Origin of the sequence: Streptomyces sp. CA-135486, from assembly GCF_050936555.1 — a bacterium.
Lineage (GTDB): Bacteria > Actinomycetota > Actinomycetes > Streptomycetales > Streptomycetaceae > Streptomyces.
In genome coordinates this window covers 3907891-3933612 of record NZ_JBNJMM010000002.1, presented here as the reverse complement: position 1 = coordinate 3933612, position 25722 = coordinate 3907891, and the positions used below count along the sequence as shown (strand labels likewise).

Below are 25722 nucleotides of genomic sequence, written 5' to 3'. Positions count from 1 at the left end.
CCTGCACACCAACCCGAGAAAGGACTACCGCTCGTGTCCACGAAGGTCTCCGACTACATCCTGCAGCGGCTGTGTGAGTGGGACGTTGAGCATGTGTTCGCTTATGCGGGCGACGGCATCAACGGACTTCTCGCTGCTTGGGGCCGCGCCGACAACCAGCCGGCGTTCATCCAGTCTCGCCACGAGGAGATGTCGGCGTTCCAGGCTGTCGGCTACGCCAAGTTCTCCGGCAAAGTCGGGGTGTGCGCCGCCACCTCGGGCCCCGGAGCCATCCATCTACTCAACGGCCTTTACGACGCAAAACTCGACCATGTGCCCGTCGTCGCCATCGTAGGGCAGACCAACCGCAGTGCCATGGGCGGCTCCTACCAGCAGGAAGTCGACCTGCTCAGCCTGTACAAGGACGTGGCGTCAGACTTCTGCGAGATGGTGACCGTTCCGGAGCAGTTGCCGAACGTCATCGACCGCGCGATGCGCACAGCGTATGCCCGGCGCACGGTCACGGCCGTCATCATCCCCGCCGATGTGCAGGAGCTGGACTACTCTCCGCCGACCCATGCCTTCAAGATGGTGCCCTCCAGCATGGGCATCGGAGGCTATGCACCCGTGCCCGCCGACGAAGACATCCAGCGGGCCGCACAAATCCTCAACTACGGGGAAAGGGTCGCGATCCTCATCGGCCAGGGTGCCCGCGGAGCACGGCAAGAAGTCGAACAGCTCGCCGATGTCCTGGGCGCAGGCGTCGCAAAGGCCCTCCTGGGCAAGGACGTTCTGCGGGACGACCTTCCCTACGTCACGGGTGCCATCGGCCTGCTGGGCACACGTCCCTCATACGAACTGATGCAGGACTGCGACACCCTGCTGGTGATCGGCTCCAGCTTCCCTTACACACAGTTCCTTCCGGAGTTCGGCCAGGCACGAGCCGTGCAGATCGACATCGACCCGCACATGATCGGGCTTCGGTACCCGTTCGAAGTGAACCTCGTCGGGGACGCACGCGAAACCCTGAAGCGGCTCCTGACGCACCTGGAGCCCAAACAGAACCGGGCGTGGCGGGACAAGGTGGAGACGAATGTGGCTCGCTGGTGGGACGTCATGCAACGACGAGCTGCCGTGGACGCCGACCCCATCAACCCCGAGTACGTGATCCACGCGCTTGACCAACGGCTGCCGGCGGACGCGATCGTCACCGCCGACTCGGGATCGTCCGCCAACTGGTACGCCCGGCACCTGCGCCTGCGCGGAGACATGCGGGGCTCCCTGTCCGGGACGCTGGCCACGATGGGCCCGGGGGTTCCCTACGCGATCGGCGCAAAGTTCGCCCAACCCGGCCGGCCGGCCATCGCCCTGGTCGGGGACGGGGCGATGCAGATGAACGGCATGATGGAGATGGTCACCGCAGCCAAGTACTTCCAGCAGTGGGACGATCCGCGGCTGGTCGTGGCCGTACTCAACAACGGTGACCTCAACCAGGTCACATGGGAGTTGCGTGCGATGTCCGGTACCCCACAGTTCGAGGAATCGCAGCACATCCCCGACCTGCCCTATGCGGAGATCGCCGAGCGCATCGGACTCCATGGCGTCCGGGTGGAAAAGCCCGAGCAGGTCGAGGAGGCATGGGAGGAGGCCCTCGCCGCCACGCGTCCCTTCGTCATCGACTTCCGTACCGACCCCGCCGTCCCACCGATCCCACCCCATGCCTCGCTCGACCAGATCGAGGCCGCAGCGGCGTCGATCCTCAAGGGCGACAGCGGCCGGGCCGCCATGATCAAGCAGGGGTTCAAGGCCAAGGTCCAGGAAATGCTCCCGGGCCGTCGGCACCGCGGCGACCGGCCAGGAGCAGAGGCAGACGACTGATGAGCACACATCCTCCCCCCGGCAGGACGGCGCAGCCAGTCGAACACGTCGAGGCAGCGGTGTTCACCATCCCCACCGACCTGCCGGAAGGAGACGGCACACTCACGTGGAGCTCAACGACGCTGATCCTGGCACGGGCACGCGCCGGAGGTCTCGAGGGACTCGGCTACACGTACGGTGCTGCGGCCGCCGCGGATGTCATCACCACGCACCTGGCGCCGGTCATCACGGGCCAGAGCGCCTTTGACGTCCCCGCGGCCAACGAGGCCATGACCCGGGCAGTCCGCAACGCGGGCCGCCCCGGCCTCGTCGCTGGCGCCATCTCCGCCGTCGACATAGCCCTCTGGGACCTCAAGGCCCGCCTGCTCGGACTGCCGCTCGTCGCTCTCCTCGGCGCCTGCCGCGCGAAAGTGCCAATCTACGGCAGCGGCGGCTTCACCACCTATGACGACCAGCAGCAGGACCGGCAGTTGCGGCACTGGTGCGAGGGACAGGGCATCCCTCGTGTCAAGATCAAGATCGGCGAGTCGTGGGGCAGGGAAGAGGAGCGGGACAGGGAGCGGGTGGCACAGGCCCGCGCGAGTATCTCCGAGGACACGCAGCTTTTTGTGGACGCCAACGGCGCCTACAGTCCCAAGCAGGCCGTCCGCCTCGCCGCATTCCTCGCCGACCACGACGTCACCTGGTTCGAAGAACCAGTTTCGTCCGACGATCTCGCCGGCCTGTCCCACATCCGCGCTCAGGTGACCTGTGACGTGGCGGCCGGGGAGTACGGCTACACCCTGCCCTACTTCCGCCACATGCTGGCCGCCGCCGCGGTGGACTGCCTCCAGGCCGACGCAACCCGCTGCGGCGGCATCACCGTCTGGCTGCGAGCCGCAGCCCTTGCCGAAGCCTCCTGCCTGGAAATCTCAAGCCACTGTGCACCCCATGTCCATGCCCATCCGGCCGCGGCCGTGCCCAACCTGCGTCACGTCGAGTGGTTCCACGACCACGTCCGCGTGGAGAGCCTGCTCTTCGACGGTGCTCTCGACCCCACAGGCGGCAGGCTTCGGCCACCGGCTGACCAACGGCCGGGGCACGGACTGACCCTGAGCGCCGGGGCGGAGCAGTACCGCACCGCGTGACCTGCGGAGAAACCGTGACGTCCGTCCGCAGGCTTTCTGCGCCCACGCCTCGTCCGTGCCGACCTGGGAACCCGCCGAACAACCGAAGGGAGACATCAAGGTGACTGCAACGGTCGTCATCACGGGCGCCAGCGCCGGTATCGGCAGGGCCACCGCGAGACTCTTCGCCGAGCGAGGCGACAACGTGGTCCTGCTGGCCCGCGGCCACAAGGGACTGGCCGCTGGCGCAGCCGAAGTCGAGGAACTCGGCGGCCGCGCTCTGACCATACCCACCGACGTCGCCGACTACGACCAGGTAGAAGCGGCCGCCCGTGCTGCAGAGGACGCATTCGGCCCCATCGACATCTGGGTGAACGTCGCATTTGCGTCCGTCTTCGCGCCCTTCACCGAGATCGAGCCCGAGGAATATCGCCGCATCACGGAGGTGACTTACCTCGGCTACGTGCACGGCACGCGCGCCGCGCTCACCCGGATGCTTCCCCGCGACACGGGCACGATCGTCCAGGTCGGATCCGCTCTCGGCGACCGGTCGATCCCCCTGCAATCCGCATACTGCGGCGCCAAGCACGCAGTCAACGGGTTCACCTCCAGCATCCGCACCGAACTTCTGCACGGGGGAAGCGGGGTCCACATCACGGTCGTCCAGATGCCCGCCGTCAACACTCCGCAGTTCTCCTGGGTGAAGTCCCGACTGCCCAAGCGTCCACAGCCGGTACCACCTATCTACCAGCCCGAGGTTGCCGCCCGCGCCGTGCTCCGTGCGGCAGACCATCCACGCCGCAAGCAGTACTACGTAGGGGCATCCACCGCCGCGACCATCATCGCCAACAAGGTGGCGGCTCCTCTGCTGGATCGCTACCTTGCACGAACCGGGTTCTCGTCCCAGCAGACCGAGCAGGTTCCCAGTAGCCCACGGCAATACAACCTCTGGCAGCCCGCCGACGACACCCGCGACTATGGCGCCCATGGGGTCTTCGACAACCGCGCCCACCCGCGATCAACCGAAGCGGCACTGGCACGGCACCCGGCCACCGGCCCCCTCACCGTCGCTGCTGGAACCGCACTGATCTGGGCAGTGCTCCGACGAATGCGGCGCTGAACTCCGAACCGCTCGCCCCAGGAAGGAACGGCGGCGTCAGGCCGCCGAGAGCCGTCGACGGCAGCGGCGAGGGCCCACTGCTCTCGGAGTGCGGCACTGGTGCGGTGATGTATCTGCCGACAGAAGCACAAGCAGTCCCTGCTTTGTGCAGAGCCCTTCCTGTGCCGAGAGCAATGCCCGCCGCAGTCCGGTCCGCGCCACCCTCGTCAACTCGCGCTTGCGTGGATTGACATTCGCTCAAGGTGGGCGCATCCCTGGGCGGTCAGGCGTGTCGGGCTTCAGTATTCTGAAGATGGAGGATCTTCGTTCCAGACCTGCCTGTACCAGGTACCCGCATCAGCGGGAACGGGCAGCGCGAAGCCCGAGGAGGCGCCATGCCGGAGTTCGGCTATTTTCTGTCGTGTGAGGAGCACAGCCCGGCAGAACTGGTGGAACAGGCCCGGATGGCCGAACAGGCAGGTTTCACCAGTCTCTGGGTTTCGGACCACTACCACCCCTGGAACGACCACCAAGGGCAGAGCCCCTTCGTGTGGTCGGTGATCGGCGCGTTGTCCCAGGCCGTGTCGCTTCCCGTCGAGACGGCAGTCACCTGCCCTCTCGTACGAATCCATCCGGCGGTGGTGGCCCAGGCCGCCGCCACAAGTGCCGTCCAGCTCGGTGGACGGTTCCGCCTGGGCGTCGGCACTGGTGAAGCATTGAACGAGCACATCCTCGGCAGCCCGTGGCCGGAGACCTCTGTCCGGCTGGAGATGCTGGAGGAAGCCGTTCACCTCATGCGCCTGCTATTCACCGGCGAACAGGTGAGCCATCGCGGGAAGCACTACACCGTGGAGAACGCCCGCCTGTACACCGTGCCCGACGAGCCGGTACCGATCGATGTGTCAGCCTTCGGTCCCCGGGCCGCTGAAGTAGCCGGACGGATCGGAGACGGCTTCATCACCATGACGCCGGACAGGAGTTTGATCGAACGCTTCCACAGCAGCGGTGGGAGCAAACCGGTCTACGGAGGGCTGAAAGTGTGCTGGGGAACCGACAAGGAAGAGGCTCTCCGTACCGCGCATCATCTGTGGGCCAACGAGCAGCTGCCTGGCGAACTGCCCCAGATCCTGCCCACCCCACGGCACTTCGAGCAAGCGTCGCAACTGGTCACACCAGACCAGGTGCAGGCCGCGGTGCCCTGCGGCAATGACGTTGAGGCCCACGTCAAAGCCCTCACCAAGTACGTGGAGGCGGAATTCGACACCGTGTACGTCAGCCAGATCGGGAAAGACCAGCGCGGCTTCTTCAACTTCTACCGCAGCGAAGTACTGCCCCGCCTCGGAGCCTGACACCGAGCCCCCGCATCCCGCCACACGACTCCGTGGAGACGGCGGTCCGGTGATCCACACGACCCGGCTCGGGCCGAGCAAGACAGTCACGCTCACCAGCGCATCAGCCAGGCGTCCGCGAAACCACAGGAGTTCCGCCAGGCGTAGGCCGGCGTGTGCCGGTTCCGGGCCCAGGGCTCTTACAGGCTTGTCAGGAGCTGGGGTGCCAGGTTTTTGATCGTAGTGTCCGTCCACCGCATCTGCCGCGGCGCGTGGGGATGGCATGCGGAGACGAGCGCGAAAACTCATCGTGTAGCTCCTCGCGGGGCGCGCAGTGAAAGTCGGCGCTTCGGCCCCGTCACACGACGAGGCGCATCTGTACGGACTGCTCACGCGATTCCAGGACTTGGGCCTGGACATGGTGGAGATGCGCCGACTATCGGGCTGACCGGATACCACCCAGCGGCAGTGCTCAACGGGGTGGTGCAGCAGCGGCAACCGGATGATGAAAGCGGTCCAGGCGTTGTGTCGTCTTGGCTGGTCCGTCGGGTGCGCGTACGAAGTCCGGGTAAGCCGGCGTGGCCTGGTCGGGTCCCGGTCGGCATCGTGCCTCGAAGACTGGAGACGACACATGACGACCGCGCGAGAGATCATGACGCGGGGCGCAGAATGCATCGGCGCAGAGGAGACCGTGCTGCTCGCGGCGCAGAAGATGACCGACATGGGAGTCGGCGCACTGCCGATCTGCGGCACGGACAACCGGCTCAAAGGCATGCTGACCGACCGCGACATCGTGGTGAAGGTCCTGGGTGCGGGCAAGGACCCGGCCAGCACCCAGGCAGGCGAACTGGCCCAGGGAGAGGCAGTGACCATCGGTGCCGACGACGACGCTGCAGAGATTATGCGTACGATGACCGAGCACAAGGTCCGGCGGCTGCCGGTCATCGACGGCCACGACCTGGTCGGCATGGTGGCCCAGGCCGACGTCGCCCGCGCCCTGCCCGACCCGCAGGTCGGTGACCTGCTCCAAGCCCTCTCCTCAGACTGACGTCCCTTGCCGAGATGCGCTGCCGCCCGTGACGGTCGGCGGCTTCTCGCGCCGGGAGGCCCTGCGGGCAGCCACGTCGGTGGGCACGCCGGTGTTGTGCCCAAGGGCGTTCTGCCGGGTTTCGTGCCAGCAGTCAGGGGCACCCGCAGGGAGCGGTTGAGCGGCCGCGTGAAGGTGAGGGACAAGGGCACGGTGTCGGTGGGCTCCGTGCCCGGCACCGCAGACCCGCAACGATCGAGGACTCAGCGCCGCGCTGCTCGGGGAGGCTCAGGCTGCAGTCTGGTGACCTCGATGGAGTATGCCTGCTCGGCAAGAATCCTGTGGTCGGCGTCGATCAGTCTGGCCTGGCCATCGTAAAGTCCCTGCGCGCCCAGTCCCCTGGGCATCCGTTGCACGGGAAGCACCACCTCATAGGGCCCGTCCGCCCTGAAGTCCCCCAGCACTCGCGCCGGGCCACCTCCGCCCCCTCTTTCCACCACGCGTCCACGACTTTTAGGCCCCCAACAGCGCCACCTGCCACCCGGAACGTCAAACCGCCCGGCATCCGTTCCCTCGCGCAGCACCACCGGGCTCGAGTGGATGTGCATAGCGCCATTTATGCCGAGGTGAGGGTCCACAGGGTGGCTGTGACGTTGTTCAGCGGCCCCGGCATGTTGGCTTCGAGCGGCCCCAGTTGGTGGGTCGCACGGGCGCATTGAGGGGTGGTGACGAGGCGAAGTGGCCCCACCTCGAGTCTTGCGGTGAGACGGTTCCTGTGGTCTCCGGCAGGGGCGGTGCTGTGGATGTCTTTGTCCAAGCAGGAGCTGTTCGACCGGATCCGGCGGGACAGCTGGCAGCGGCAGCTGTCGATCCGCGCTCTGTCGCGGAAGTACGGCGTTCACCGCCGCCTGGTACGGGAGGCACTCTCCTCGCCGGTCCCTACCCCGCGCCGCCGACCGGTGAGGACATCACCTCGGATGGAGCCGTACAAGAAGACGGTCGACGCCTGGCTGCGGGCTGATCTGGAGGCTCCGCGCAAGCAGCGGCACACCGTGCGTCGGATTGTCGCGCGGATCGAGGAGGAGTTCGGCGAGGCGATCCCGTATCCGACGGTCCGGGACTTTGTCGCAGCCCGGCGCAAGGAGATCGCAGCCCAGGCGGGGGCTCCTGTTGAGGCGTTCGTGATCCGGCACAATGCACTCGGTGCGGACGCCGAGGTCGACTTCGGGGACGTTTACGTGGACCTGGCCGGCCAGCGCACCCGCTGCTATCTGTTCGCCTTCCGTCTGGCCTATTCCGGCAAGGCCGTGCACTGCATCTCGCGCTCCTGCGGTCAGCAGGCGTTCTTCGAAGGACACGTCCACGCGCTGACCACGCTGGGCGGAGTGCCGACCGGTCAGGTCCGCTACGACTGTGAGGATGATCGGGTGCCGCTCCGGGCGGTGGCCTGACTCGCGCTACGACTGGCTTCGTGCCTTGAGTTTGATCTGTCGGCCACTGCCTGGGGCGGTACTTGCTGCCGCCGGGCAGGGAACGTGTCCCGATAGGGGCCTTCGCGACAGGCACCGTCACAGTCTTGACCGTCCCCGGCCCGGCGACAGCCACCGGTTCCCGAGGCGATCAGGAGACAGGCGACCTTGCCCAGCATCACGCAATCCGCTGCCCCATGTCACGTTCCAGCCGACGCCGCGGAGGAGGTTCTGCTCGGCGTGGACACCCACAAGGATGTCCACGCGGCCGCCGTGATCACCTTGCTCGGGGCCACGTTGGACAGCCGCAGCTTCCAGACCACCGCCGAAGGCTATCGCCAGCTCGTCGCCTGGGCCCGCTCGTTCGGCACGCTGCGACGGGCCGGAGTCGAGTGCACCGGCTCCTACGGCGCCGCGCTGGCCCGGCACCTGCACGCCGAAGGCATCGAGGTGACCGAGGTCAACCAGCCCGACAAGGCAGCACGCCGACGCCACGGGAAGACCGATGCCATCGATGCCGAGGCCGCCGCCCGCGCGGTGCTGTCCGGACGCGCGACCTCCATGGCGAAGGCAAGCGACGGCCCCGTGGAGATGCTGCGGCTGTTCAAGCTGGCGAAAGGATCCGCGATCAAGTCGCGGACGCAGGCGATCAACCAGCTCAAGAGCGTCCTCGTCTCGGCAGACTCCGGCCTGCGCGAGTCGCTGGCCGGACTCACCAACCCGCACCTGTTCAAACGCTGCGCCCAGCTGGAGACCCGGGGAGCCGGGCCCGTCCTCGCCGCCCGCCACACGCTGCGACTGCTGGCCCGCCGCATCCAGCACCTGACCGAGGAGATCGACGACCTCAACCAGCAAATAGCCGCCGCCGTCGATGCAAGTACCCCCGGCCTGCTTGACGTCCGCGGTGTCGGGCCGGACAGCGCCGCAGCCCTACTCATCTCCGCCGGCGACAACCCCGAACGCCTCACCAGCGAGGCCTCCTTCGCCGCCTTGTGCGGCACCAGCCCGGTCGAGGCATCCTCCGGCAAGACCCAGCGCCGCCGCCTCAACCGCGGTGGCGACCGCCAGGCCAACGCCGCCCTCTACCGGATCGTCCTCAGCCGCCTGCGCTGGGATGACCGTTCCCGGGACTACCTGCAGCGACGCCTCGCCGAAGGCAAGACGCGGCGAGAGATCATCCGCTGCCTGAAACGGTACGTCGCACGAGAGATCTACCGGCTCATCGTCACCACGGGCGTCCCCGCTGACCACACAGGTCCCGCAGGAGCTGTTGCTTGACATCCATAGGGGCATCAACCTCAGGCCGGCCGTGAAGAAGGTAATCTTCCGCAGCCGCTCGCGGGAGGAGAACCCGCGCTGGACCAATTTCCATGAGTACTACGGATTCACTCCGTTCTACTGCGAGCCGGGCCTGCGCGGCGCCCACGAGAAGGGCGGAGTCGAAGGTCAGGTCGGCTACTTCCGCCGCAACTACCTCACTCCGGTGCCGCAGGTGGACAGCCTGGACGAACTCAACGGTCGGCTAGCCGAGTTCGAGGCGAAGGAGGACGAGCGGCGGATCGGAGCGAGGATGCGGACCATCGCGCAGGACTACGCCCGCGAGGCCGGCCATCTGCTGCCTTGCCGGACGATCCGTTCGCCACCGGGATCACCCTCACTCCCCGCGTCGACCGTTACGGCATGATCACCGTGAAGATGTGCCGGTACTCGGTCCCGGTCCGCTTCATCGACCGCAAGGTCACAGTCACGCTTACCTGCGACGAGCTGACCGTCTATGACGGCCGACGGGAGATCGCCCGCCACCGGCGACTGACCGGGCGCGGTGCCGAACACCTCGTGCTGGACCACTACTTGGAAGCCCTGCTGACCAAGCCGGGTGCACTGGAACGCTCCGAGGCCCTCCACCAGGCCCGCACCGAAGGCACCTTCACCGCCGTCCATGACGCCTTCTGGGCCGCGGCCAAGAAGGCCCTCGGCGACATCGAAGGAACGAAGGCCCTGGTCAAAGTGCTGTTGCTGCACCGTCATCAGCAGCACGCCGACGTGGTGGCCGGGATCCGCACCGCCCTTGCGACCGGCACCTTCAATGAGGACGTCATCGCACTGGAGGCACGCAAGGCGGCCCAGGCAGCCGGGCGGGCACCGACCGTCACCGCCGGCGCCCCCGCCTCGGAGCCGTTGGATCTGGACCCGGCCCAGGTCACGCCCCTGACCCCGCGCCGTCTCGCCCGTGCCCTGCCCGCCGATCAGCGACCCCTGCCCCGCCTGGAGCAGTGGGACGAGCTGTTGCAACTTCGCCGGAAGGACTCATCATGACCGCTGCCCATCACGCGCTGACCGCACAGGCATCCGACGCGGCGATCGACACTGCCTGCCGTATGCTGCGGCTGCCCACCATGCGAGCCCACGCCGCCGACACGATCGCACGGGCCGAACGAGAGGGCCTGTCCTATGCCGGGTTCCTCGCCGAGCTGTTGATGGCCGAGTGCGAAGACCGGGACCGGCGCCGGGCCGAACGGCGCATCCGCGCGGCGCATTTTCCGCGCGAGAAGTCGCTGCGGGAGTTCGACTACAGCGTCAATCCCAACGTCGATCCGGCGGTGATTAACAACCTCGCCACCTGTGAGTGGATCGCCAAGGGTTACCCCCTGTGTCTGATCGGGGACTCGGGCACCGGCAAGTCGCACCTGTTGATCGCGCTGGGCACCACGGCGGCCATGGCTGGCTACCGCGTCCGCTACACCACCGCAGCAGCCTTGGTGAACGAGCTGGTCGAGGCGGCAGACGACAAGCAGCTGGGCAAGACCATCGCCCGCTACGGGCGCGTCGACCTTCTCGAAATCGATGAGCTCGGCTATCTCGAACTGGACCGCCGAGGCGCGGAAATGCTCTTCCAGGTTCTCACTGAACGGGAGGAAAAGAGCAGTATCGCGATCGCCTCCAACGAGGCTTTCACGGGCTGGAGCAGGACCTTCACCGATCCGCGGCTCTGCGCGGCGATCGTGGACCGGCTCACCTTCAACGCCTCCATCATCGAGACCGGCACCGAGTCATATCGCCTGGCTCGCTCCAAAGCCCAGAAGAACACAGCCGCAGGGTGACACGCTCTGGTCAGAAGCAGTGAAGAAAACCCCGGGTTGATCGCGCATGGGGTGAAGGTTCTCGTGACGCGGCTGAGAGAGCCGAGTGCGGACCGCAACTGTCGTCACCGCAGCCGGTAGAACCAACTTCCCTCATAGTCACGGTCGACGGTCTCCTGTGACTCGATCGTGAGCCCGTCACAGAGTTCCGCCATGTCGTGCTCGGCGACGACCCTGCGAACGCGACCGTCAACGGTTGCGTCCTGCTGGCAAGCGTCGCGCTCTTGGTCTGTTGAGACGCCGAGCCACACCCAGTAGTAGAAGGGCTCGCTGAACGCGACGACGAACTCGACAAGGCTGACACCGTTAGTGGCGAACTCACGGAGCAAGCCTTCCTTGACGCCCTCCAAGCGTTCCCACTCCGGCTTCGGCTGCTTTTGGCTCCACAGCCTCTGGCCCCTTTTCTTACTCATTCCCAGTTCTCCCCCCTGCTGCTGCTTCAGCAACGGACCAACAGCCATTAGCCGATCCAGCCACCCAGAGATCATAGACGCCGAGGGATTCCGCTGGCCGCCACAGTGATAGGACGCCTCAGGTGGTCCCAACGCAAGCCATTCCTCGGGGCCACTTCAGAACGTCCGCAAGCCTCGAAGTCTCGACCAACTGGGGCCGCTCGAAGCCAACATGCCGGGGCCCCTGAACAACGTCACAGCCACCACAGGGCGGGTGCCGGGATGCGTGCGGAGTCCTCCGGCCGAGGAGCCACGTGTGCGCGGTCGGAATTGCGTACAGATCACGCCAACCAGCTGCGCAACGGCCTGTCGGCGGTGCGCCATCCGACGAGGTTGCTGGCGCCCCTGAGCTACAGCCAGTCGGTTGACCGGCTGTAGAAGTTCACACGGGACAGCCGCGCGTAGGAGCCGCTGTGGCTCCGCTTGGAGACCAGCATCATCCCCACCGGTGCTGCCAGCTCTTCCATCGTTTCGCGGCGCTCGCCGTCGGTCCCAACACGCAGCACGCCCAGGCGCTCCGTTCCGTCCAAAATGGGCAGCCAGTGCTGGTGGTGGCCGTCGACCGACGCGGACAGCGGTTGGGGGGTCTGGAAGAGCCGGCCGGGCGAAGTGCCGTTGATGTGCAGTTCCTGCCCGCCGCGTCCCGCGTCGTTCCGCCGTCGGCGCCTTCACGGGCGAAGGCAGGGGCCACCGCCCTGCCGATGCCGGAATCACCGCTGGTCACTACGGCGGCGCGGTCAGAAGAAGCCCGCTCACCTGGTAGGACGACTTCGCCATGATCGAGCGGCGGGCCACTGGCCCGGTCCAGCCGGGAGACCTGTCGTGCTTTTGGCTCATCCTGCAGTTCTGCGAAACCTGATCGAGCAGTACGAGACGCTGAAGGTCCGGCACGCTGAAACGGCAGTGCCGAAGTCCAGCGACGGATGGACGATGTTGCCTACACCCTGTGCATCTCCACCGGTACCAGCGACGTGGACGCGGCTCTCATAGCCGCCCGCTACCAACTCCCTGGCGCCCGTGCTGAAGATGATTCGCTTCTCGCGAGCTAAAGCACTTGCAGAAGGTTGGATGGCGACAGCTGCTGTTGTCTCGTTGTCGAGGTACATGTATCGGCGCTTGTCATATCGGGTGGCCACGGCACGGTGCTGCTTGAGGCGGTTGCTTCTTGGTCCGCTCTTCGTCGAAGCCCGGTGGCTGTCCGCGCGTCAGCCTTTGCGCAGGCGGGCGGCCCGGCTGCCGGTCTTCTCCGGGATGGTGTGCGGGAACCGAGGAGCACTATCTGTACCCGGCGGTAGGCGAGCACGTCGAGGGCGGGGATGAGATCGCGGACAAGGAGATCGCCGATCACGCCACGGTGGAACGGCTCCTTAAGGACCAGCTGAAGCTCGACGTGAGCGAGCACGTGCGCGACGAGGAGAACCGGTTGTTCCCCCTGCTCGCTTCGGCCTGTGCCACACGCGCTGGACGAGCTGGGCGACAAGATCCGCACCGCGAAAGAGACCGCTCCCACACGCCCCCACCCCTCCGCACCGGACACCCCGCCGGGCAACAAGCTGCTGGCCCCCGGCGCGGGCCTGGTGGACCGAGCCCGGGACCTGCTGACCGGCCGCGGCAAGAGCTGACACGCCCGCAGACGTGATAACTCCGGCCGCTGGCCGTGTCAGGAGCAGAGACAAGGAGAGAAGACGATGACCACCGCACAAGAAATTATGACCGAGGGCGCCGAATGTATCGGCGCGGACGAGAGCGTTCGGGAAGCGGCCAAAAAGATGAAGCAGCTCGGTGTAGGAGCGCTGCACATCTGCGGCACCGGCAACAGGCTCAAGGGCATGCTCACCGACCGCGACATCGTGGTGAAGGTCCTCGGCGCAGGCAAGGACCCTTCCTCAGTCACGGCCGGCGAGCTGCGCAGGGCGAGGCAGTCACGATCGGCGCCGACGACGACGCAGAAGAGAGTCGGTGACCTCCTCGAGGCCTTGTCCACCGACTGAGTCCCTCTACCAGGCCCCGGTTTGCCTCCCCGCGACCGGGGCCCTTTTTGTTGCTTGGCAGGCTGAAGTGGAGACAAGAGTGGTGCGCAGGGACTTGCGAAGGTATTCGGCTGACGGTCTGGACAGCGCAGGCTGGGTGACCAGCCAGAACACTGATTGCCGCGGGACCCGTGCGGGCATGGGTTGTGGCGTGAGCGGTAGGGAAGACAATGCCGGAGCAGCGAGCCCGCCCGGTCCATCCGACCCGATGGCAGCGCTGGAGGAGGAGGTGGAGCAGCTGAAGCATGCCCTGGTATCCCATGCGGTGATCGATCAAGCGATCGGCACGCTCATCGCCCTGGGCCATGTCGACGCGAGGCAGGGATGGGCAGTGCTGCAGCAGGTTTCCCAGCACACCAACATCAAGCTGCGGCATGTCGCCGAACTCATCATCACCTGGGCGCAGACAGGTGACCTCGCCGCCGATATCCGGACAGAGCTCCAGCAAGCCCTGCGCGAGCAGGTGAGGCCCGAAACCAAGTGAGTTGACCTCGCCGCGGCCCGGACCGCTGACCCGCAGCCGCCCGCACGGGCTGGCGACGAAGTCGGCGGCCGCGCAGCCCGACCAAGCGCGCCCTTGCTCAGGCGACCCTCCGCACAGGCAGCACCTGCTCCACCCCAGTGGCCTCAAGCAACCGCACGACAACCGGCGCAACCGGTCCGGACACGCCGAAGGACACGCCCGTCGCGCGGGCATGCTCGCACGCATGGAGCAGCACATTCAGCCCCGAGCAGTCGCAGAACGACACCTCACTCAAGTCCACATCGACACCTTGGACGCCGCTGGCGACAGCGGCCTCCAGCTCATCACCCAGCCGAGGCGAGGTCAGGTAGTCCACCTCGCCTGCAACCGGCACCGTCGTGCGGCCCTTCGCCGTCATGCTGCACACGCGCAAACGCTTGCCGGACCCATGCTGCGAGAAGCTGTCCATGCAAGTCAGCCTTTCCACTACGGCAGCCGTCAATCTCGACATCGGACGTTGCCGAGGGTGCGGCGAGTTCGTCCGGCTGCCGCCCACCAGCGTCCTCCGGTGTCCTCAGGGCAGCGGCGTCTGCTTCCTGGCCCTGGCGATCTCGGGCAGGGCAGCGCGAAATCGCCGCCGCGTCCGCGATTTCGTCGTACTCGCGCAGGCTCGGCGCGGGAGCCGGGGATCGGGGGCCGGGATCGGGATCGTCCGACAGCACGGCCAGGGCGGTCCACGGCCGTGGATCTCGCCACCGCCGGATATGGCCTGGGCGGTTCAGGCCCGCCAGCACCTAGTGTGAGCGGTCACGAAATTCGGCTCTGTCGAGGATCTTGTGAAGTCTGCCGATCGAGCACGCTGAGCAGGATCATTGTTGTCCGGTACTGCGCAGTGCAACCGCGATGTGGCTGTAGCTGGGTATGGACGCTCCGTTGGCCTTCTCATAACGGACTGCCTGTGCGAGCCCGAGCTTCTCCCCAGTGGACAGGGTCCGGTTCCCTGTCCACAACAGCACCTTCAGTTGCTCGTTTTTGATGGTGAGAAGTGGTTCGACAGGCTCCAACGGCAGGCCGGTACGGGCGCACCAATCGGCCACTGCGGTCCAGAAGCCGGTTAGGGTGCCCCAGCAGGCTGCACTGCGGGGGCCTAGCAGGGCGTACACCTCGTCGGGCGACCAGAACGTGTCGAGACCGTGCGACACAAGGTTCTGGATGTTCTCCAGCAGTGAGACGACGAACTCGTAGTTCGGCTCGTCCTCGAGCAATTCCTCCACGATCGCCAGAACCTCAGTGATCGCGCTGGAGTTGCGCTGGGCGACTCGATAGGCAACCTCTCGACCGACGACCTGGTCGTTCCCGTCATCTGTCGATCCGGGCCCGATCCCTGCAGCGTCAAGCAGTCGCCGAGAGCGCCCGGCCGGTCGTCGGCGCCATGGAATTCGCATCGTGTCTTCTCTTCTTCCGCATACTCCTCCAGAGACCCTTCCGCCCTGGGGCCGATCAGCATGACAGGGCGGTCACCGCATGCCCTATGCCGGGGGAGGTTCGGGCGCTGTCGACGAGCTTGAGACATCGGCAAGATCACGGGGCTGTGAAGTACGCGTCTGCGGAGGACATCGATGTTGGCCCGGCCAAATCCCATGCGTTTGAGGCTTGACGCGCGTCACGTAGCCCTCGACCTGGCCTGAGCTCCAGGAGGTGGAAAAGGCCGCGGTGACGGCGTCGATGTCGCGCCGCAAGCCGCTGACGAGGGAGTGCAGGGAGGGCAGATCGTCGGCGAGGACGCGGTCCATCCAGGTGGGCAGCAGGTCGCTGCGATGGTCGCGCATCATGGTGGCGAACTCGCGGACGTGGAATGCGGCGGCGTCGAGTTCGGGGCAGACGGTCCGGATCTCCTTGATCTCGGCCGCGTCGGTCTCGGCGAGGTGCTCGGGGCTTCGTCATGATCCAGCGGACGACATGGCGGGGCTTCGGCTCCGGCCGTGGTGTCGGAGGAGGCCCTGGCGGGTCCTTGAGAAGGGTGCTGTGGGGCTTGTTGAACGGGCGGAAGTAGCGCCGGACGCACTGGATGTCACCGGTGAAGCCCTGCTCGCGCAGTTCGCGGTGGAGCTGGGGAATGCTGTGGCAGCCATCTTCGGGGACTTGCGGCACCACGGCCGCAGGATCGCGGAGGAGAACCGCCAGCGCTCGCCGTGGCCTCGTCGACGCGCTTGTCGTTCACCCGCGGGGCCTTCGCCTCGACTGCTCCGGCCGCAGTGGTGACCTCCCGTGCCTGGTGGTAGCCGTTACGGACCACCAGGCGTCGGCCGTGCTGGTCACGCTGGTCCGCCAACTCGGCGATATAGGTGTTCACCTCAGCCTCCAAAGCGGCGGTCAACATCCGCCGAGCACCCTCCCGGACGATCTCGTCGATCAGCGACGACCCGCTGCCGGTGGTGCCGGCCGCGTTGACTACGGTGAGCACGGACGTTCAAGCGCAGGCCCAGGCATCCATGCCCTGCAGCCGCGCAAGCCTCTTGGCGGTTGCGATCTGCTCGGCTTGCGTAGCCAAGTCTGCTCGAGGGGCGTACTTCCGTCCTCCGGCGGCCACCCAACTTGACTGGGTGAACTGCAGGCCCCCGTAGTGCCCGTTGCCGGTGTTGGCATGCCAGTTGCCGCTGGACTCACACTGGGCGATGGCATCCCAGTCGACACGCAGAACAGCGTGGGTGAGGCCATGGGCCCGGGGTGTGACAAGAATGAGGACTGCCTGGGCCAAGACGGCAGCGCTGACCAGGCTTCGCGTGCGAGAGCTGCTCCGCGCAGGTCTTTCAATACGCATCCGGCTTCCTCCATTCGCCAAACTGCCGGCGGCGGCGGGCAGCTTCCCTCCGACCGTAGGGTCGTACGGCGCACTCTGCACGTAATGTTGCATCCGCCAGCTCGGTGTGGCGTGGACTATCCCGCTCGCTCACTCGACCAGCTCAACTGGCGAGCAGTCCACGACCACCGGCATCCCGCTTCTTGTTCCGAAACCCTCGCCTATGCCGTGTCCGGCTTCGGCGCACTGCGTTCCCTCTGCCGGACTCATCAGTTCAGGCCACCTAGGTGACATCCGCCTGCGACACCGTTGCAGCCCCTTCTCGCACCTGTCGCAGCGCGCTTAGCCCCAATGCTGGTGACCTAGGTCTTGCCTTGTCGGTTGATGGTGACGGCGTCGGGTGCGAGGGAGGCCCAGTTGCGGTGTGCGGCGCGTTTGAGGGGCCAGTTGGACATCTTGCGTTTGATCACGACGGGGCAGGTCCGGCGGCGTCCTGTGGGCAGCAGGCGTTCGGCGATCTCAGCCCTGGTGCGGGTCAGCGCCCGGGCGAGTCTGCCGGGGGAAAACGCCGCCTGGGCCGGGACCTGGCGACGCACGATCCGCAGGGACCGGGGAAGGACAGGCGGTCGGGGCCGAGTCCCTGGTCGGGTGCGGCCTGGTGCATCAGCTGCCGGACGGCGTGATGAACGAGGAGGAAGCCGGTCTCCTGTTTCACGCCCCACCGGTACTTCGAACGCAGGAGGAGTTTCGGGGCCGCGCTGGTGGGTCTTGATCTCGTCCAGCGTGGTCTCGATCTCCCAGCGCTGGGCTGGATGTGAGCCCGCCGGGGGCGGTGCACTGTGTGAGGATCAGCGGGCGATCGAGATCGCGAAGGGCCCGAATCCGCTGGTCCGAATCACGTGCGGTACGAACAGTATCGCGGCCTCCGTGGCGCGGGCGGTCTGGATCCCGCCGAGATCAGTGATCCACTCCTTGCGCCAGCCGAGGTTGATGAGCAGTTCACGGACGGTCTGCTTGGCCTGCGGGTCCTCGCCGGAGAGGAAGGCGTCGGGCGCCTGGGTGAGCGTGGCTGGCGCGGTCATCACCGGGAAGAGCATGGTGTTGAGTGTCTTGACGACGCGAGTTTCGGGGAGCGCTTCCTGGAGTTGCTCGGCGAGGCTTGAGCCGGGGTAGATCAGGTCGGCGGGCAGTCCGTCCGGTCCGTCTACGGTGGCGTTGGAGACGTCGACAAGGATCTTGTCGCGCAGTTCCTCGCGCAGGGCGACGAGCCGGTCCAGCGAGCCGGCGCCCGGGGTGGCGTTGAAGACGATCTGGGCTGTCCGGGCAGCGGCGGCAGCGGCGCCCGGCGCGCGGTCCGCCACGGTCACCTGATGCCCTGCCCGGATGAGGGCTGTGGCCAGGTTGCCGCCGACGCGGCCGTTTCCGAGAACTGCGATCGCGGTCATGATGATCTGGTCCTTCCGTGCGTGCAGGTTGCGGTGCGCGGTCAGCGTGAGAGCGTGGCGACGGCCTCGGCGTGGACGCTGGGAGCGGCGGCCAGGAAGCTCTCGCTCTGCGGGGTCCAGGGGCGGCCCTCGGCGTCGGAGATCTGTCCGCCGGCCTCGGTGACGAGCAGCGCCCCGGGCAGCAGGTCCGCGCGGGCGCCGGCGAACTGCCAGAAGGCGTCGATCCGGCCGGCGGCCACGTTCAGCAGGTGCAGGGTCGCGGGCACGGCGGTGCGGACGACGAGCGCGTCGAAAAGCATCGCGGTGATCGAGGAGCCGACGCGCCGCACGACCTTCTCGTCCTCGTCCGGCCGGGCCTGGCTGGTGGCCACGATACTCAGGCCGAGGTCCGCGGTCTGGGAGACGTGCAGCGACCGGCCGTCGAGGTGGGCGCCCGCGCCGGTGAGCGCGGTGTAGGTCTCGCCGGTCAACGGCAGGTGGACCGCGGTGAGCACCGGGTGGTTCTCACGCACGAGGGTGGCGGTCACCGCCCACTCCGGCAGGTCGTGCAGGTGGTTGACGTTGCCTTCGGCCGGATCCACGACCCACCATTCGCCGGGCGGCAGCGCCCCGCCGTCCAGTTCGTCCTCCACCCAGCCGGCGTCCGGGCGCAGGCGCGTGAGGCGGGGGCGCAGGATGTCGAGGACCGTGTCGTCGTTGGCGGCGAGCGCGCGCATCAGCTCTTCGCGGGTCTGGTAGCGGACCACCTCGCCGAAGCGCTCGCGCAACGCCGAACCGGCCGCGCGCACGGCGATTGCGGTCTGGTCGAGCAGCTCGGCGTCGGAGGCGGCAACGTCAGTGGTCTGAAGCGTTTCGGACATGGTGGTACTCCCGTGTGAGGAGGGGTGATGAGGCCGGTCGGGCCACGCTGTGCGTTCCGTCTTGCGCCCTCGTCTCGAAGGTATACAGCCCTTTAATTAACTTCAAATGCATGTCAAGCACGGCTAGGATTACTCTCATGCAATTGGATTTGAACCTGCTCGCCGCGCTCGACGCGCTGCTGGAGGAGGGAAGTGTGGCCGGGGCGGCCGCGCGCCTGCACGTCACCGCCCCCGCGATGAGCCGGAGTCTGGGCCGAATCCGGCGCACGACCGGGGATCAGATCCTGGTGCGCACCGGCCGCACGATGACCCCGACGCCGTATGCGATCGCCGTCCGGGAACAGGTGCACGAGCTGCTGCACCAGGTCCAGGGGGTGCTGGCACCGAGCCGTGAACTCGATCTGGCAACGTTGGAGCGCACTTTCACACTCCGCTGGCACGATTCCCTGGTCGCCTTGAGCGGCCCCGCACTTCTCGCGGCCGTGCGCGGACAGGCCCCGGGCGTGCGATTGCGCTTCGTCGCGGAATCGAGCATCGACACCCCCGAGTTGCGGCGCGGCGAGGTCGACCTGGAGGCGAACGCCAACCGCCCGAGCGCACCGGACATCCGTGCCGAGAACGTGGGCGAGTCCCGCCTCGTCATCGTCGTGAGGCAGGGGCACCCCCTCACCCGCGTCAGGACCGTCACCGCAAAGCGGTACGCCGCCGCTGAGCACGTCACCGTCTCGCGCCGTGGAAACCTCAGCAATGCCCTCGACGACGCCCTCGCGCGGCTCGGCCTCACCCGCCGCGTGGTGGCGACCGCGCCCACGGAAGCGGCCGCGCTGGAGTTCGCGCGCGGCTCCGATCTCCTGATCAGCGTCCCCGAAGCCACCACGCGGTCCGCGGTCGCCGACCTCGGCCTTGTCGTGCTCCCCCTCCCGCTCGAACTGCCGTCGGCACCGATATACCTGTCGTGGCATCAGCGCTACGACACCGACTACGCCCACGCCTGGCTGCGCGGGCTGGCGCGAACCGCGCTGGCCATGTGCGGAGCGTCGTAGTCGGCGCCGTCCGGCCGCTTCACCCATACGTCCACGCGACCACCACGGCGATCTGCTTGAACGTCAGCAGCGGCTTGTCCGTGCGGGTCCTTGCCGTGGAGGCGGCCAGACCGACGCCTGCGGCTCACAATCGCGGATCTGTGGGAGGGCGTCGGCCCTCGGAGATCTGGGCGAGCAGCTGGCCGGCTGTACCGATGCCCCACGGCCGATTTCATCCAGCAGGGAGAGGGTGGGCAGGCCGCCGGTCAGGCCGGACTTCCGGGGCCCGATGGCGACACCATGTCACCGACGCGGTCGGGTTCGTAGCGAATCCGGCGAGCCCGTCAAACCGCCCGCCGGGGGCATGCCCCAACTGGTTACAAGCCTTCGAAACGGCACCCTCGCCCTGCGCGCGGTAGCCTCCCAGTTGCGCGCCTGGGCCCGCTGACCGTCCCTGCTATGTCGTTGTCCGCAGCGCTGGCGCGAGCAGGAGCGCAATGACCGCGAGGTTGGCCACGGTGCCGAACGGCAGAAACCAAAGACCGAGGATGGCGAGGATGAGCAGGGCCCACCATGCTCCTGGCGCCCTCGCGACGAAGGTGATGCCAGCAGCGAGATAGGCACTGGCATAGCCGACGAACACAAGCTTGATCAGCATCGAACGTGGATCGAGCCCCCCTGCAGACAGCAGGCTGGCCCACGGCCCCAGCCGACCCGCATGTGCCCCGTTCTTCGGCGTGACGAAATCTCCGCTGACCAGAGCGTGGAGACCGTCGAACAGCATCCATCCGCCGATGATCACAACAAGGGTCAAAACGACCCATCCCGTCCAATGCACGACGGACTCCTCTGGCGACACAAAGACCGGTTGACGACTGGTAAGAGAGAGCACGCTATCGCCTCGCTGAGAGGCCAGCCCAGAGAGGTGAGTTGCCAACAACTCCGGCTCAGTGCTTCGCGTGGGCCTTGCGTTCGTCCTGAGTGGCCTGGAAGCGGTAGGACTCGGTTCCGGTCTGAATGAGCCTGCAGCGGAAGGTGATCCGGTCGGCGATGGCCGCGCAGAGCCGGGGATCGGCGAAGATCTTGTCCCACTCGGCGAAAGGCGAGTTGGTGGCCACCGCGGTCGCCTTGCACTCCTCGCGTTCGGTCAAGATCTGGAACAGCAGCCAGGCGCCCTTCTTGTCCAGGTTGAGATAGCCGAACTCGTCCAGACACAAAAGATCGACTTTGCTGTAGCGGGCAATCACGGAGGACAGCCGGCGGGCCGCATCCGCCTCGGCGAGCCCGTTCACCAGGGCCGAGGTCGTGGTGTAGCGGACGGTCAGCCCGGCCTCGGCGATCGCCGTTCCCACCCCGATGAGCAGGTGTGACCTGCCGGTGCCGGAGTCACCGATCAGTACCAGCGGCCGGCCCTCGCGGACCCGGGCCGAGGACTTCAGATCACCGCTCGTCTCGAGCAGGACGTTGGAGTTAAGGTCGTAGTCGAAACGTCGCCGACCGCGACATGTGCATCCAGGACGTCGGCGAACGCTTCGTGAACACCGACGTCCTTCAGGGCCCGGACGACGATGTCGCGGTCGGTGCCGCGCTGGATGGCATCGGCGAGCAGACGCAGCGCGGCGGCCGCTGCCGGGGCGAGGAAGGTGAGTTCACCGGTGTCGCCCGTGCGGTCGGCGATGCTCGAAGGTCGCCTCGCAGGCCGAGCTCGACCTGTCCCCGGAGTGCCGGCCTCACCAAGGTGCTCGGTACCGGTCTGGCCGAGGGGCTGGATGAACTTGACGTCGACCTGCAGCTGGTGGCCGGGGCGCTGCTTCTCGTAGCGCTTCCAGCGGGTGGAGCGGCGCTTCTAGCGCTGGGAGGCCGGAGCCGGTTGAGACCCACCTTCTTCAGGATGCGCCAGACGCCGGATGAGCTGACCTTGACCTCGTGGTAGCGCTCCAAATACATCGCGATCTTGGCCGGTCCGAAGTGGTACTGCTGCCGCAATCACAAGATCTTCTCCACGACGTCTGCCTTGGTGGCATGCGGAGTGTGGTGCGGTGCACTCGAGCGGTCCTTCAGCCTCTCAAGCCCCTCGGCCTCGTAGCGCCGCAGCCATATGTAGTAGCACTGGCGGCTGATGCCGTAGTAGCGGCAGGTGGCGGCCACACTGCCACTCACCTCCTCCACATGGCGCAGCGTCGCCAGACGGTGCCTCGCACGCCTGGAAAGCTCGCGTTCGGTCATCATGCAGGTCTCCTAGATACGAGAGACCCACCTGTCAATAACGTCCGTCCGTTTTGGACCTAGCCGCCGAAGTATGCAGACAGCTCCCGTCCTGACGGCAGCCATGCTGACGTAGTCGACCGCTTGGCCGCCGTCGAGAAGGACTGGTCCTCCCCGCTAGCCGCCGGCGCCGTGACCTACCCGGACGCCCGGGAGTCGCAAGTTGACGCCCCACCGATCACCCGCGTACCAGCGAGTGGTCGAATCTCTCATGACCGGCCATGACCTGCAGCGGTCGACAGTCGGCCGACGCTCGTCGGCCGCATCACTCTGACCCGAAGCTCCAATCTTCTCAGGAAATGGCTCTGGCCCACATTGTGTGGAGCGGTTGCTCTCCGTCGCAGTGTTGCCTCGGACAGGTGCTCGGTCGGTGAAATCGCCGGTTTCGGACGGTCCACCTGGTGCGCCGTGGTCGACGAGGTGCAGGAGCTTTGGGCTGGCATGTCGGAAGCGGCCAGTAGCCTCAGGCGCCATGGGCATTCAGATCGATGTAGTGGTGGGTTACCCGATCAACGATGAGGTGGAGAGGGTGCTCGGGTTGGCCGAGGCGGTCGGCGAGCCCGTCACTGTCACGTTCATGTGGGAGGGGCGTGAAGAGGCGGAACGCGCGGTGCTAGTGCCCGCGGCCACGCTGGCGCTCTGGGAGCATTGGGCCCCCACCGCCTACCCGTCGAGTGGCGCTGGGAACGAGACCCGGGCCGTGGCGGAGGAGCCGGAACTGGCCCACCCAGCGGAATTCGGCGCGTTCACGCTCTTTCGTCGTCGCGTAGGAGGGCGCATGGCGGTTGCTCGCAAAGGCGTGGTAGTCGCCGAGCTACTGGACCCCGACGAGGCGCACTGGCTCCAGGAGAAGGCCCGCAATGTCCGCCAAGGCTTTATGGATCCGAAGCAGAAGGCGGCGTTCGAGGAGTTCCTTGCCCGGCAGGCATCCCTCGATGAGCAGTGACGCGCCGACTCATGCTTCGCGGCTCTGCAATTGATCTTCGGGCTCTGGTCCACTTCGTGCGGTGTGGTGACGCTCGGTCACGCCAAGAGGACACGTTTACGGAGGAGTTCGAAGCCTGAGCGGCCGAACATCTGGCGCTTGAGCATCCTGATGCGGTTGACATGGCCTTCCACGACACCGGAGTTCCAGGGCAGGGTCAGGCCAGCGGCGACGGCGTCAAGGTCGCGTTCGAGGTGTTGGGCGAACCGGCTGAGACTGGGCGGGTCGGTAGCAGTTCTGGCTGATTCGATCCACTCCGGCAGTTGGTCACCGTGCAGGTCCCTAACCATGTGGGCGAAGGTCCGCACGTGCTTGGCGAGGGCGTCCAGCTCGCGGCAGTTGGCCAGCACGGCCTTGAGTTGGAGCCGCGTGCTGAGCACGGTTAGTTCGGCGAACCGGTGGCCCGTCCGCCAGGGGGGATGACGCGGGGCTCCGCCTTCTCCCCGGCTCAAGCAGGTCGACGCGCTGCCCGGGCCCGAGGACGTTCCGACTAGGTGGGTGGCGACAGGACACCGCATGCGAGACGGCACGGCCCAGGACGATGGACTTATCGCGTACGGGACTTCCGGCTACCAGGCGCCCGACCTTGACGGTGCCGTCGGCTTCAGCATCAGCTCCTACACCAGCACCGCCGACGCGATCGACCGGTTCGCCCTCAGAAAGACGCAGTACCAAGGCGGCGTCGTGACCGGCGCCGACCAAGCCTTCGCCGCCCAGGGCTGCGTCATGGAAAACTCCTGCAGGCCACCATCATCGCCCAGGCCGGGCCGGTCGTCCTGTCCGTCAACATCAACATCGACACCGACGACTACCGCGCTCCCGACCCGCGAATCCTCAACTCGGTCGCCCGCATGCAGATCGAACGCGTCCGAGAGACGCAACGCGGCGAGACCCCACGGCTCGAGCCTCCTGAGTCGGCGCCCCGCCAGGAGGGAAGCGAGGGCCTTCATCTCACCCGCAGTGGCCGGGCTCGGGCTCATCCCGCGCTCGGCAGCCGGGGTAGGGGCTGAGCGGGCGGGGAAACCATACGACACATCGTCGCCGGGGCCCCGGCGGGTTCAGCTTGTCTCTTAACCTCAACTTCTGACTGACCTACCGTTCAACACCCCGGAGTGAACTGCCATGGTGGGGTCTGTGAGGCTGCCAGCGTGATGGATGTAGCGATCGTCGAGGCTGTCCGTGGTTGCGCTGGTGCGGGCAACCTGCCTGCGCCGGCGACACCGGAGGCGGTTACGGAGGCCGAGAAGATCATCGGCTTCCCTCTCCCGCCATTGCTGCGGCACCTCTACCTGGAGGTGGCGAACGGGGGCTTCGGCCCGGCAGAGGGCATCCTGGGGGTTCGCGGAGGAGCTTCCCAAGGCGACTGGAATGACCTGGCAGAGATCTATCAAGGCGGCCCGGAACCCTCCGGTCAGATCCCTGCCGGCCTGGTACCGGTGTATGACTGGGGCTGCACCATCTGGTCCCTGGTTGACTTCCGCGACCCCGCCGGGCCGATGTGGTGCACGCATGCGGGCCAGCACTGGCCTCAGGGCATCAACTTGGCAGAGTGGCTGAGGGCAACCAGCGAAGGTGCGCTGACTGTCGAGGGCATCCTGAACACTGAACCCGTGTCCTGAAGGAGGGCAATCGCGCATCTGAGCCCCGAGCTTTCGGACGATCAGGCAAACCCGGTTCCCTCACGACAGGTTTCTTCCTGACACGGTCGCCGCCTGCCCAGCGATTCCAGCAGTTCATCCCGATCACCCCTGATCGGTGTGGCCAGGCGCCCAACGATCGACCAAGATCCCGAAACTCGCGCCAAGCGCGCTCGGCTACTGGTACCAGTCGTCGTCGCTGTCTTCGAGGGACCGACCGAGGTAGTCCTGCAGATCCCGGGCGACCCACCGCCGGCTGTCGTCCTCGTGGTCCCACACGAAGATGTCGGCACGCTGAGGTGCACGGACGAAGGCAAACTGGTCGCCATTGCCGTGGTCACCGAAGAAGAACAGCGGCTCGAAGGACATGTACAGGCCGGCGAACGAGGCGTCTGACCAGAAGCGAAGGTTCTGCTCGACGATCTGGTCCAGGGACCAGACCGTGTCCACTCCGCAGCACCCGACCAGGCCGTCTGTCTCCTGAAGGAGACTGGCCAGCTCTGACGGCAAGCCACAGCCCAAACGCTGCTCGGCCGCAGTCAGCTCGGCGGCGTCAACGGGAGGCCTGAACTGCGCCTCGGGGAATACCTGGGCTGCAACCTCTCTCCACATGGACGCAGCCTAGACAGCCAAAGGAACACGGGGCACGGCGCCCCACGCCAGGGCCGACAGCCGACAGGTTAAAGAACAAGGTCCTTACGTTGTTGGTGGGTTGATTCCGGTCACTCGTAGGATCG

The 25722-nt window shown here is 66.8% G+C and carries 27 protein-coding genes and 8 pseudogenes; 19 read left to right on the top strand and 16 right to left on the bottom strand.

Annotated elements, in window-relative coordinates; all coding sequences use genetic code 11:
- The first annotated feature begins 33 nt into the window (after positions 1–33).
- The 10 genes from ACQEVG_RS37500 (at position 34) to istB (ending at position 10987) form a co-directional block, all read left to right on the top strand.
- The gene (locus ACQEVG_RS37500) at positions 34–1857 is read left to right on the top strand and encodes a thiamine pyrophosphate-requiring protein (protein ID WP_432992459.1); all 1824 of its coding nucleotides are present in this window, start codon (positions 34–36) and stop codon (positions 1855–1857) included.
- A complete protein-coding gene (locus ACQEVG_RS37495; protein ID WP_432992456.1) occupies positions 1857–2984 on the top strand; it encodes an enolase C-terminal domain-like protein in 1128 nt (375 codons plus the stop codon). The genes ACQEVG_RS37500 and ACQEVG_RS37495 overlap by 1 nt, the downstream gene beginning before the upstream one ends.
- A 100-nt stretch (positions 2985–3084) precedes the next feature.
- The gene (locus ACQEVG_RS37490) at positions 3085–4083 is read left to right on the top strand and encodes an SDR family oxidoreductase (protein ID WP_432992453.1); all 999 of its coding nucleotides are present in this window, start codon (positions 3085–3087) and stop codon (positions 4081–4083) included.
- A 374-nt stretch (positions 4084–4457) separates the two neighbouring features.
- Positions 4458–5411 (top strand): LLM class F420-dependent oxidoreductase, encoded by a 954-nt coding sequence (locus ACQEVG_RS37485; protein ID WP_432992450.1) that lies wholly within the window; start codon positions 4458–4460, stop codon positions 5409–5411.
- A 610-nt stretch (positions 5412–6021) separates the two neighbouring features.
- Positions 6022–6438, top strand: coding sequence for a CBS domain-containing protein (locus tag ACQEVG_RS37480; RefSeq protein ID WP_432992447.1), 417 nt, complete (start codon positions 6022–6024; stop codon positions 6436–6438).
- Between the two features lie 782 nt (positions 6439–7220).
- Entirely contained in the window at positions 7221–7868 is a 648-nt protein-coding gene (locus tag ACQEVG_RS37475; protein ID WP_432992444.1) for a hypothetical protein, read from the top strand.
- Between the two features lie 186 nt (positions 7869–8054).
- Entirely contained in the window at positions 8055–9164 is a 1110-nt protein-coding gene (locus ACQEVG_RS37470) for an IS110 family transposase (RefSeq protein ID WP_432978850.1), read from the top strand.
- A gap of 31 nt (positions 9165–9195) precedes the next feature.
- A complete protein-coding gene (locus ACQEVG_RS37465) occupies positions 9196–9570 on the top strand; it encodes a hypothetical protein (RefSeq protein WP_432992441.1) in 375 nt (124 codons plus the stop codon).
- Positions 9567–10202, top strand: coding sequence for a Mu transposase domain-containing protein (locus tag ACQEVG_RS37460; protein ID WP_432992438.1), 636 nt, complete (start codon positions 9567–9569; stop codon positions 10200–10202). The genes ACQEVG_RS37465 and ACQEVG_RS37460 overlap by 4 nt, the downstream gene beginning before the upstream one ends.
- Positions 10199–10987 (top strand): IS21-like element helper ATPase IstB, encoded by a 789-nt coding sequence (istB, locus tag ACQEVG_RS37455; protein WP_432992436.1) that lies wholly within the window; start codon positions 10199–10201, stop codon positions 10985–10987. The genes ACQEVG_RS37460 and istB overlap by 4 nt, the downstream gene beginning before the upstream one ends.
- Positions 10988–11091: 104 nt before the next feature.
- On the opposite strand, the gene ACQEVG_RS37450 is transcribed toward istB, so the two are convergent.
- From ACQEVG_RS37450 to ACQEVG_RS37440, 3 genes and pseudogenes are all read right to left on the bottom strand, one after another.
- Positions 11092–11439 (bottom strand): hypothetical protein, encoded by a 348-nt coding sequence (locus ACQEVG_RS37450; protein WP_432992434.1) that lies wholly within the window; start codon positions 11437–11439, stop codon positions 11092–11094.
- Positions 11440–11828: 389 nt separating this feature from the next.
- On the bottom strand, positions 11829–11984 hold the full coding sequence (locus ACQEVG_RS37445; RefSeq protein ID WP_432993216.1) for a hypothetical protein: 156 nt from the start codon (positions 11982–11984) through the stop codon (positions 11829–11831).
- A gap of 152 nt (positions 11985–12136) precedes the next feature.
- Positions 12137–12315, bottom strand: a pseudogene (locus ACQEVG_RS37440) (NAD(P)-dependent dehydrogenase); the annotation flags it as partial.
- Here ACQEVG_RS37440 and ACQEVG_RS37435 point away from each other — a divergent pair.
- The 4 genes and pseudogenes from ACQEVG_RS37435 to ACQEVG_RS37420 all read left to right on the top strand — a co-directional run bounded on the left by ACQEVG_RS37435 (position 12301) and on the right by ACQEVG_RS37420 (position 13992).
- A pseudogene (locus ACQEVG_RS37435) lies at positions 12301–12527 on the top strand (DUF5133 domain-containing protein). The pseudogenes ACQEVG_RS37440 and ACQEVG_RS37435 sit on opposite strands and share 15 nt — an antisense overlap.
- A 218-nt stretch (positions 12528–12745) precedes the next feature.
- Positions 12746–13100: pseudogene (locus tag ACQEVG_RS37430) on the top strand (hemerythrin domain-containing protein); the annotation flags it as partial.
- 66 nt (positions 13101–13166) lie between these two features.
- Positions 13167–13432, top strand: a pseudogene (locus ACQEVG_RS37425) (CBS domain-containing protein); the annotation flags it as partial.
- A 284-nt stretch (positions 13433–13716) separates the two neighbouring features.
- Positions 13717–13992, top strand: a complete 276-nt coding sequence (locus tag ACQEVG_RS37420) for an ANTAR domain-containing protein (protein WP_432992431.1) — start codon at positions 13717–13719, stop codon at positions 13990–13992.
- Positions 13993–14089: 97 nt separating this feature from the next.
- Here ACQEVG_RS37420 and ACQEVG_RS37415 read toward each other — a convergent pair whose 3' ends face one another.
- Positions 14090–14440 carry an STAS domain-containing protein gene (locus tag ACQEVG_RS37415; protein ID WP_432992428.1) on the bottom strand — a complete coding sequence of 117 codons (351 nt, stop codon included), beginning with the start codon at positions 14438–14440 and terminating at the stop codon, positions 14090–14092.
- Between the two features lie 400 nt (positions 14441–14840).
- Positions 14841–15245, bottom strand: a complete 405-nt coding sequence (locus tag ACQEVG_RS37410; protein ID WP_432992425.1) for a hypothetical protein — start codon at positions 15243–15245, stop codon at positions 14841–14843.
- Positions 15246–15725: 480 nt separating this feature from the next.
- Here ACQEVG_RS37410 and ACQEVG_RS37405 point away from each other — a divergent pair, with 480 nt between their 5' ends.
- Entirely contained in the window at positions 15726–15917 is a 192-nt protein-coding gene (locus tag ACQEVG_RS37405; protein ID WP_432992422.1) for a hypothetical protein, read from the top strand.
- A gap of 183 nt (positions 15918–16100) precedes the next feature.
- Here the strand turns inward: ACQEVG_RS37405 and ACQEVG_RS37400 are convergent.
- The 5 genes and pseudogenes from ACQEVG_RS37400 to ACQEVG_RS37380 form a co-directional block, all read right to left on the bottom strand.
- Positions 16101–16435: pseudogene (locus ACQEVG_RS37400) on the bottom strand (transposase); the annotation flags it as partial.
- Between the two features lie 6 nt (positions 16436–16441).
- Positions 16442–16792, bottom strand: coding sequence for a transglycosylase family protein (locus ACQEVG_RS37395; protein ID WP_432992419.1), 351 nt, complete (start codon positions 16790–16792; stop codon positions 16442–16444).
- Positions 16793–17328: 536 nt separating this feature from the next.
- Positions 17329–17577 (bottom strand): annotated as a pseudogene (locus ACQEVG_RS37390) (IS4 family transposase); the annotation flags it as partial.
- Positions 17578–17619: 42 nt separating this feature from the next.
- The gene (locus ACQEVG_RS37385; protein WP_432992416.1) at positions 17620–18216 is read right to left on the bottom strand and encodes an NADPH-dependent F420 reductase; all 597 of its coding nucleotides are present in this window, start codon (positions 18214–18216) and stop codon (positions 17620–17622) included.
- Between the two features lie 41 nt (positions 18217–18257).
- Positions 18258–19076, bottom strand: coding sequence for a 3'(2'),5'-bisphosphate nucleotidase CysQ (locus ACQEVG_RS37380; RefSeq protein ID WP_432992413.1), 819 nt, complete (start codon positions 19074–19076; stop codon positions 18258–18260).
- A gap of 137 nt (positions 19077–19213) precedes the next feature.
- On the opposite strand from ACQEVG_RS37380, the gene ACQEVG_RS37375 reads away from it, so the two are divergent.
- Complete coding sequence (locus ACQEVG_RS37375) at positions 19214–20119, top strand: LysR family transcriptional regulator (protein ID WP_432992410.1); 906 nt, start codon at positions 19214–19216, stop codon at positions 20117–20119.
- Positions 20120–20555: 436 nt separating this feature from the next.
- Here the strand turns inward: ACQEVG_RS37375 and ACQEVG_RS37370 are convergent, their stop codons facing one another.
- Positions 20556–20936, bottom strand: coding sequence for a hypothetical protein (locus tag ACQEVG_RS37370; protein WP_432992407.1), 381 nt, complete (start codon positions 20934–20936; stop codon positions 20556–20558).
- A 109-nt stretch (positions 20937–21045) separates the two neighbouring features.
- A pseudogene (locus ACQEVG_RS37365) lies at positions 21046–21576 on the bottom strand (ATP-binding protein); the annotation flags it as partial.
- A 26-nt stretch (positions 21577–21602) separates the two neighbouring features.
- Here ACQEVG_RS37365 and ACQEVG_RS37360 point away from each other — a divergent pair.
- Positions 21603–22031 (top strand): hypothetical protein, encoded by a 429-nt coding sequence (locus ACQEVG_RS37360; RefSeq protein WP_432992404.1) that lies wholly within the window; start codon positions 21603–21605, stop codon positions 22029–22031.
- A 53-nt stretch (positions 22032–22084) separates the two neighbouring features.
- Here the strand turns inward: ACQEVG_RS37360 and ACQEVG_RS37355 are convergent, their stop codons facing one another.
- Positions 22085–22327: a helix-turn-helix domain-containing protein gene (locus tag ACQEVG_RS37355; RefSeq protein ID WP_432992401.1), complete on the bottom strand. Its 243-nt coding sequence runs from the start codon at positions 22325–22327 to the stop codon at positions 22085–22087.
- 508 nt (positions 22328–22835) lie between these two features.
- On the opposite strand from ACQEVG_RS37355, the gene ACQEVG_RS37350 reads away from it, so the two are divergent.
- Complete coding sequence (locus ACQEVG_RS37350; RefSeq protein ID WP_432992398.1) at positions 22836–23309, top strand: hypothetical protein; 474 nt, start codon at positions 22836–22838, stop codon at positions 23307–23309.
- 77 nt (positions 23310–23386) lie between these two features.
- Here ACQEVG_RS37350 and ACQEVG_RS37345 read toward each other — a convergent pair.
- Positions 23387–23710: pseudogene (locus ACQEVG_RS37345) on the bottom strand (transposase); the annotation flags it as partial.
- Positions 23711–23965: 255 nt separating this feature from the next.
- Entirely contained in the window at positions 23966–24298 is a 333-nt protein-coding gene (locus ACQEVG_RS37340; RefSeq protein ID WP_432992395.1) for a hypothetical protein, read from the bottom strand.
- 201 nt (positions 24299–24499) lie between these two features.
- On the opposite strand from ACQEVG_RS37340, the gene ACQEVG_RS37335 reads away from it, so the two are divergent.
- Positions 24500–24967 carry an SMI1/KNR4 family protein gene (locus ACQEVG_RS37335; protein ID WP_432993183.1) on the top strand — a complete coding sequence of 156 codons (468 nt, stop codon included), beginning with the start codon at positions 24500–24502 and terminating at the stop codon, positions 24965–24967.
- 195 nt (positions 24968–25162) lie between these two features.
- Here the strand turns inward: ACQEVG_RS37335 and ACQEVG_RS37330 are convergent, their stop codons facing one another.
- Positions 25163–25597, bottom strand: coding sequence for an SMI1/KNR4 family protein (locus ACQEVG_RS37330; protein ID WP_432992392.1), 435 nt, complete (start codon positions 25595–25597; stop codon positions 25163–25165).
- Positions 25598–25722: the final 125 nt, after the last annotated feature.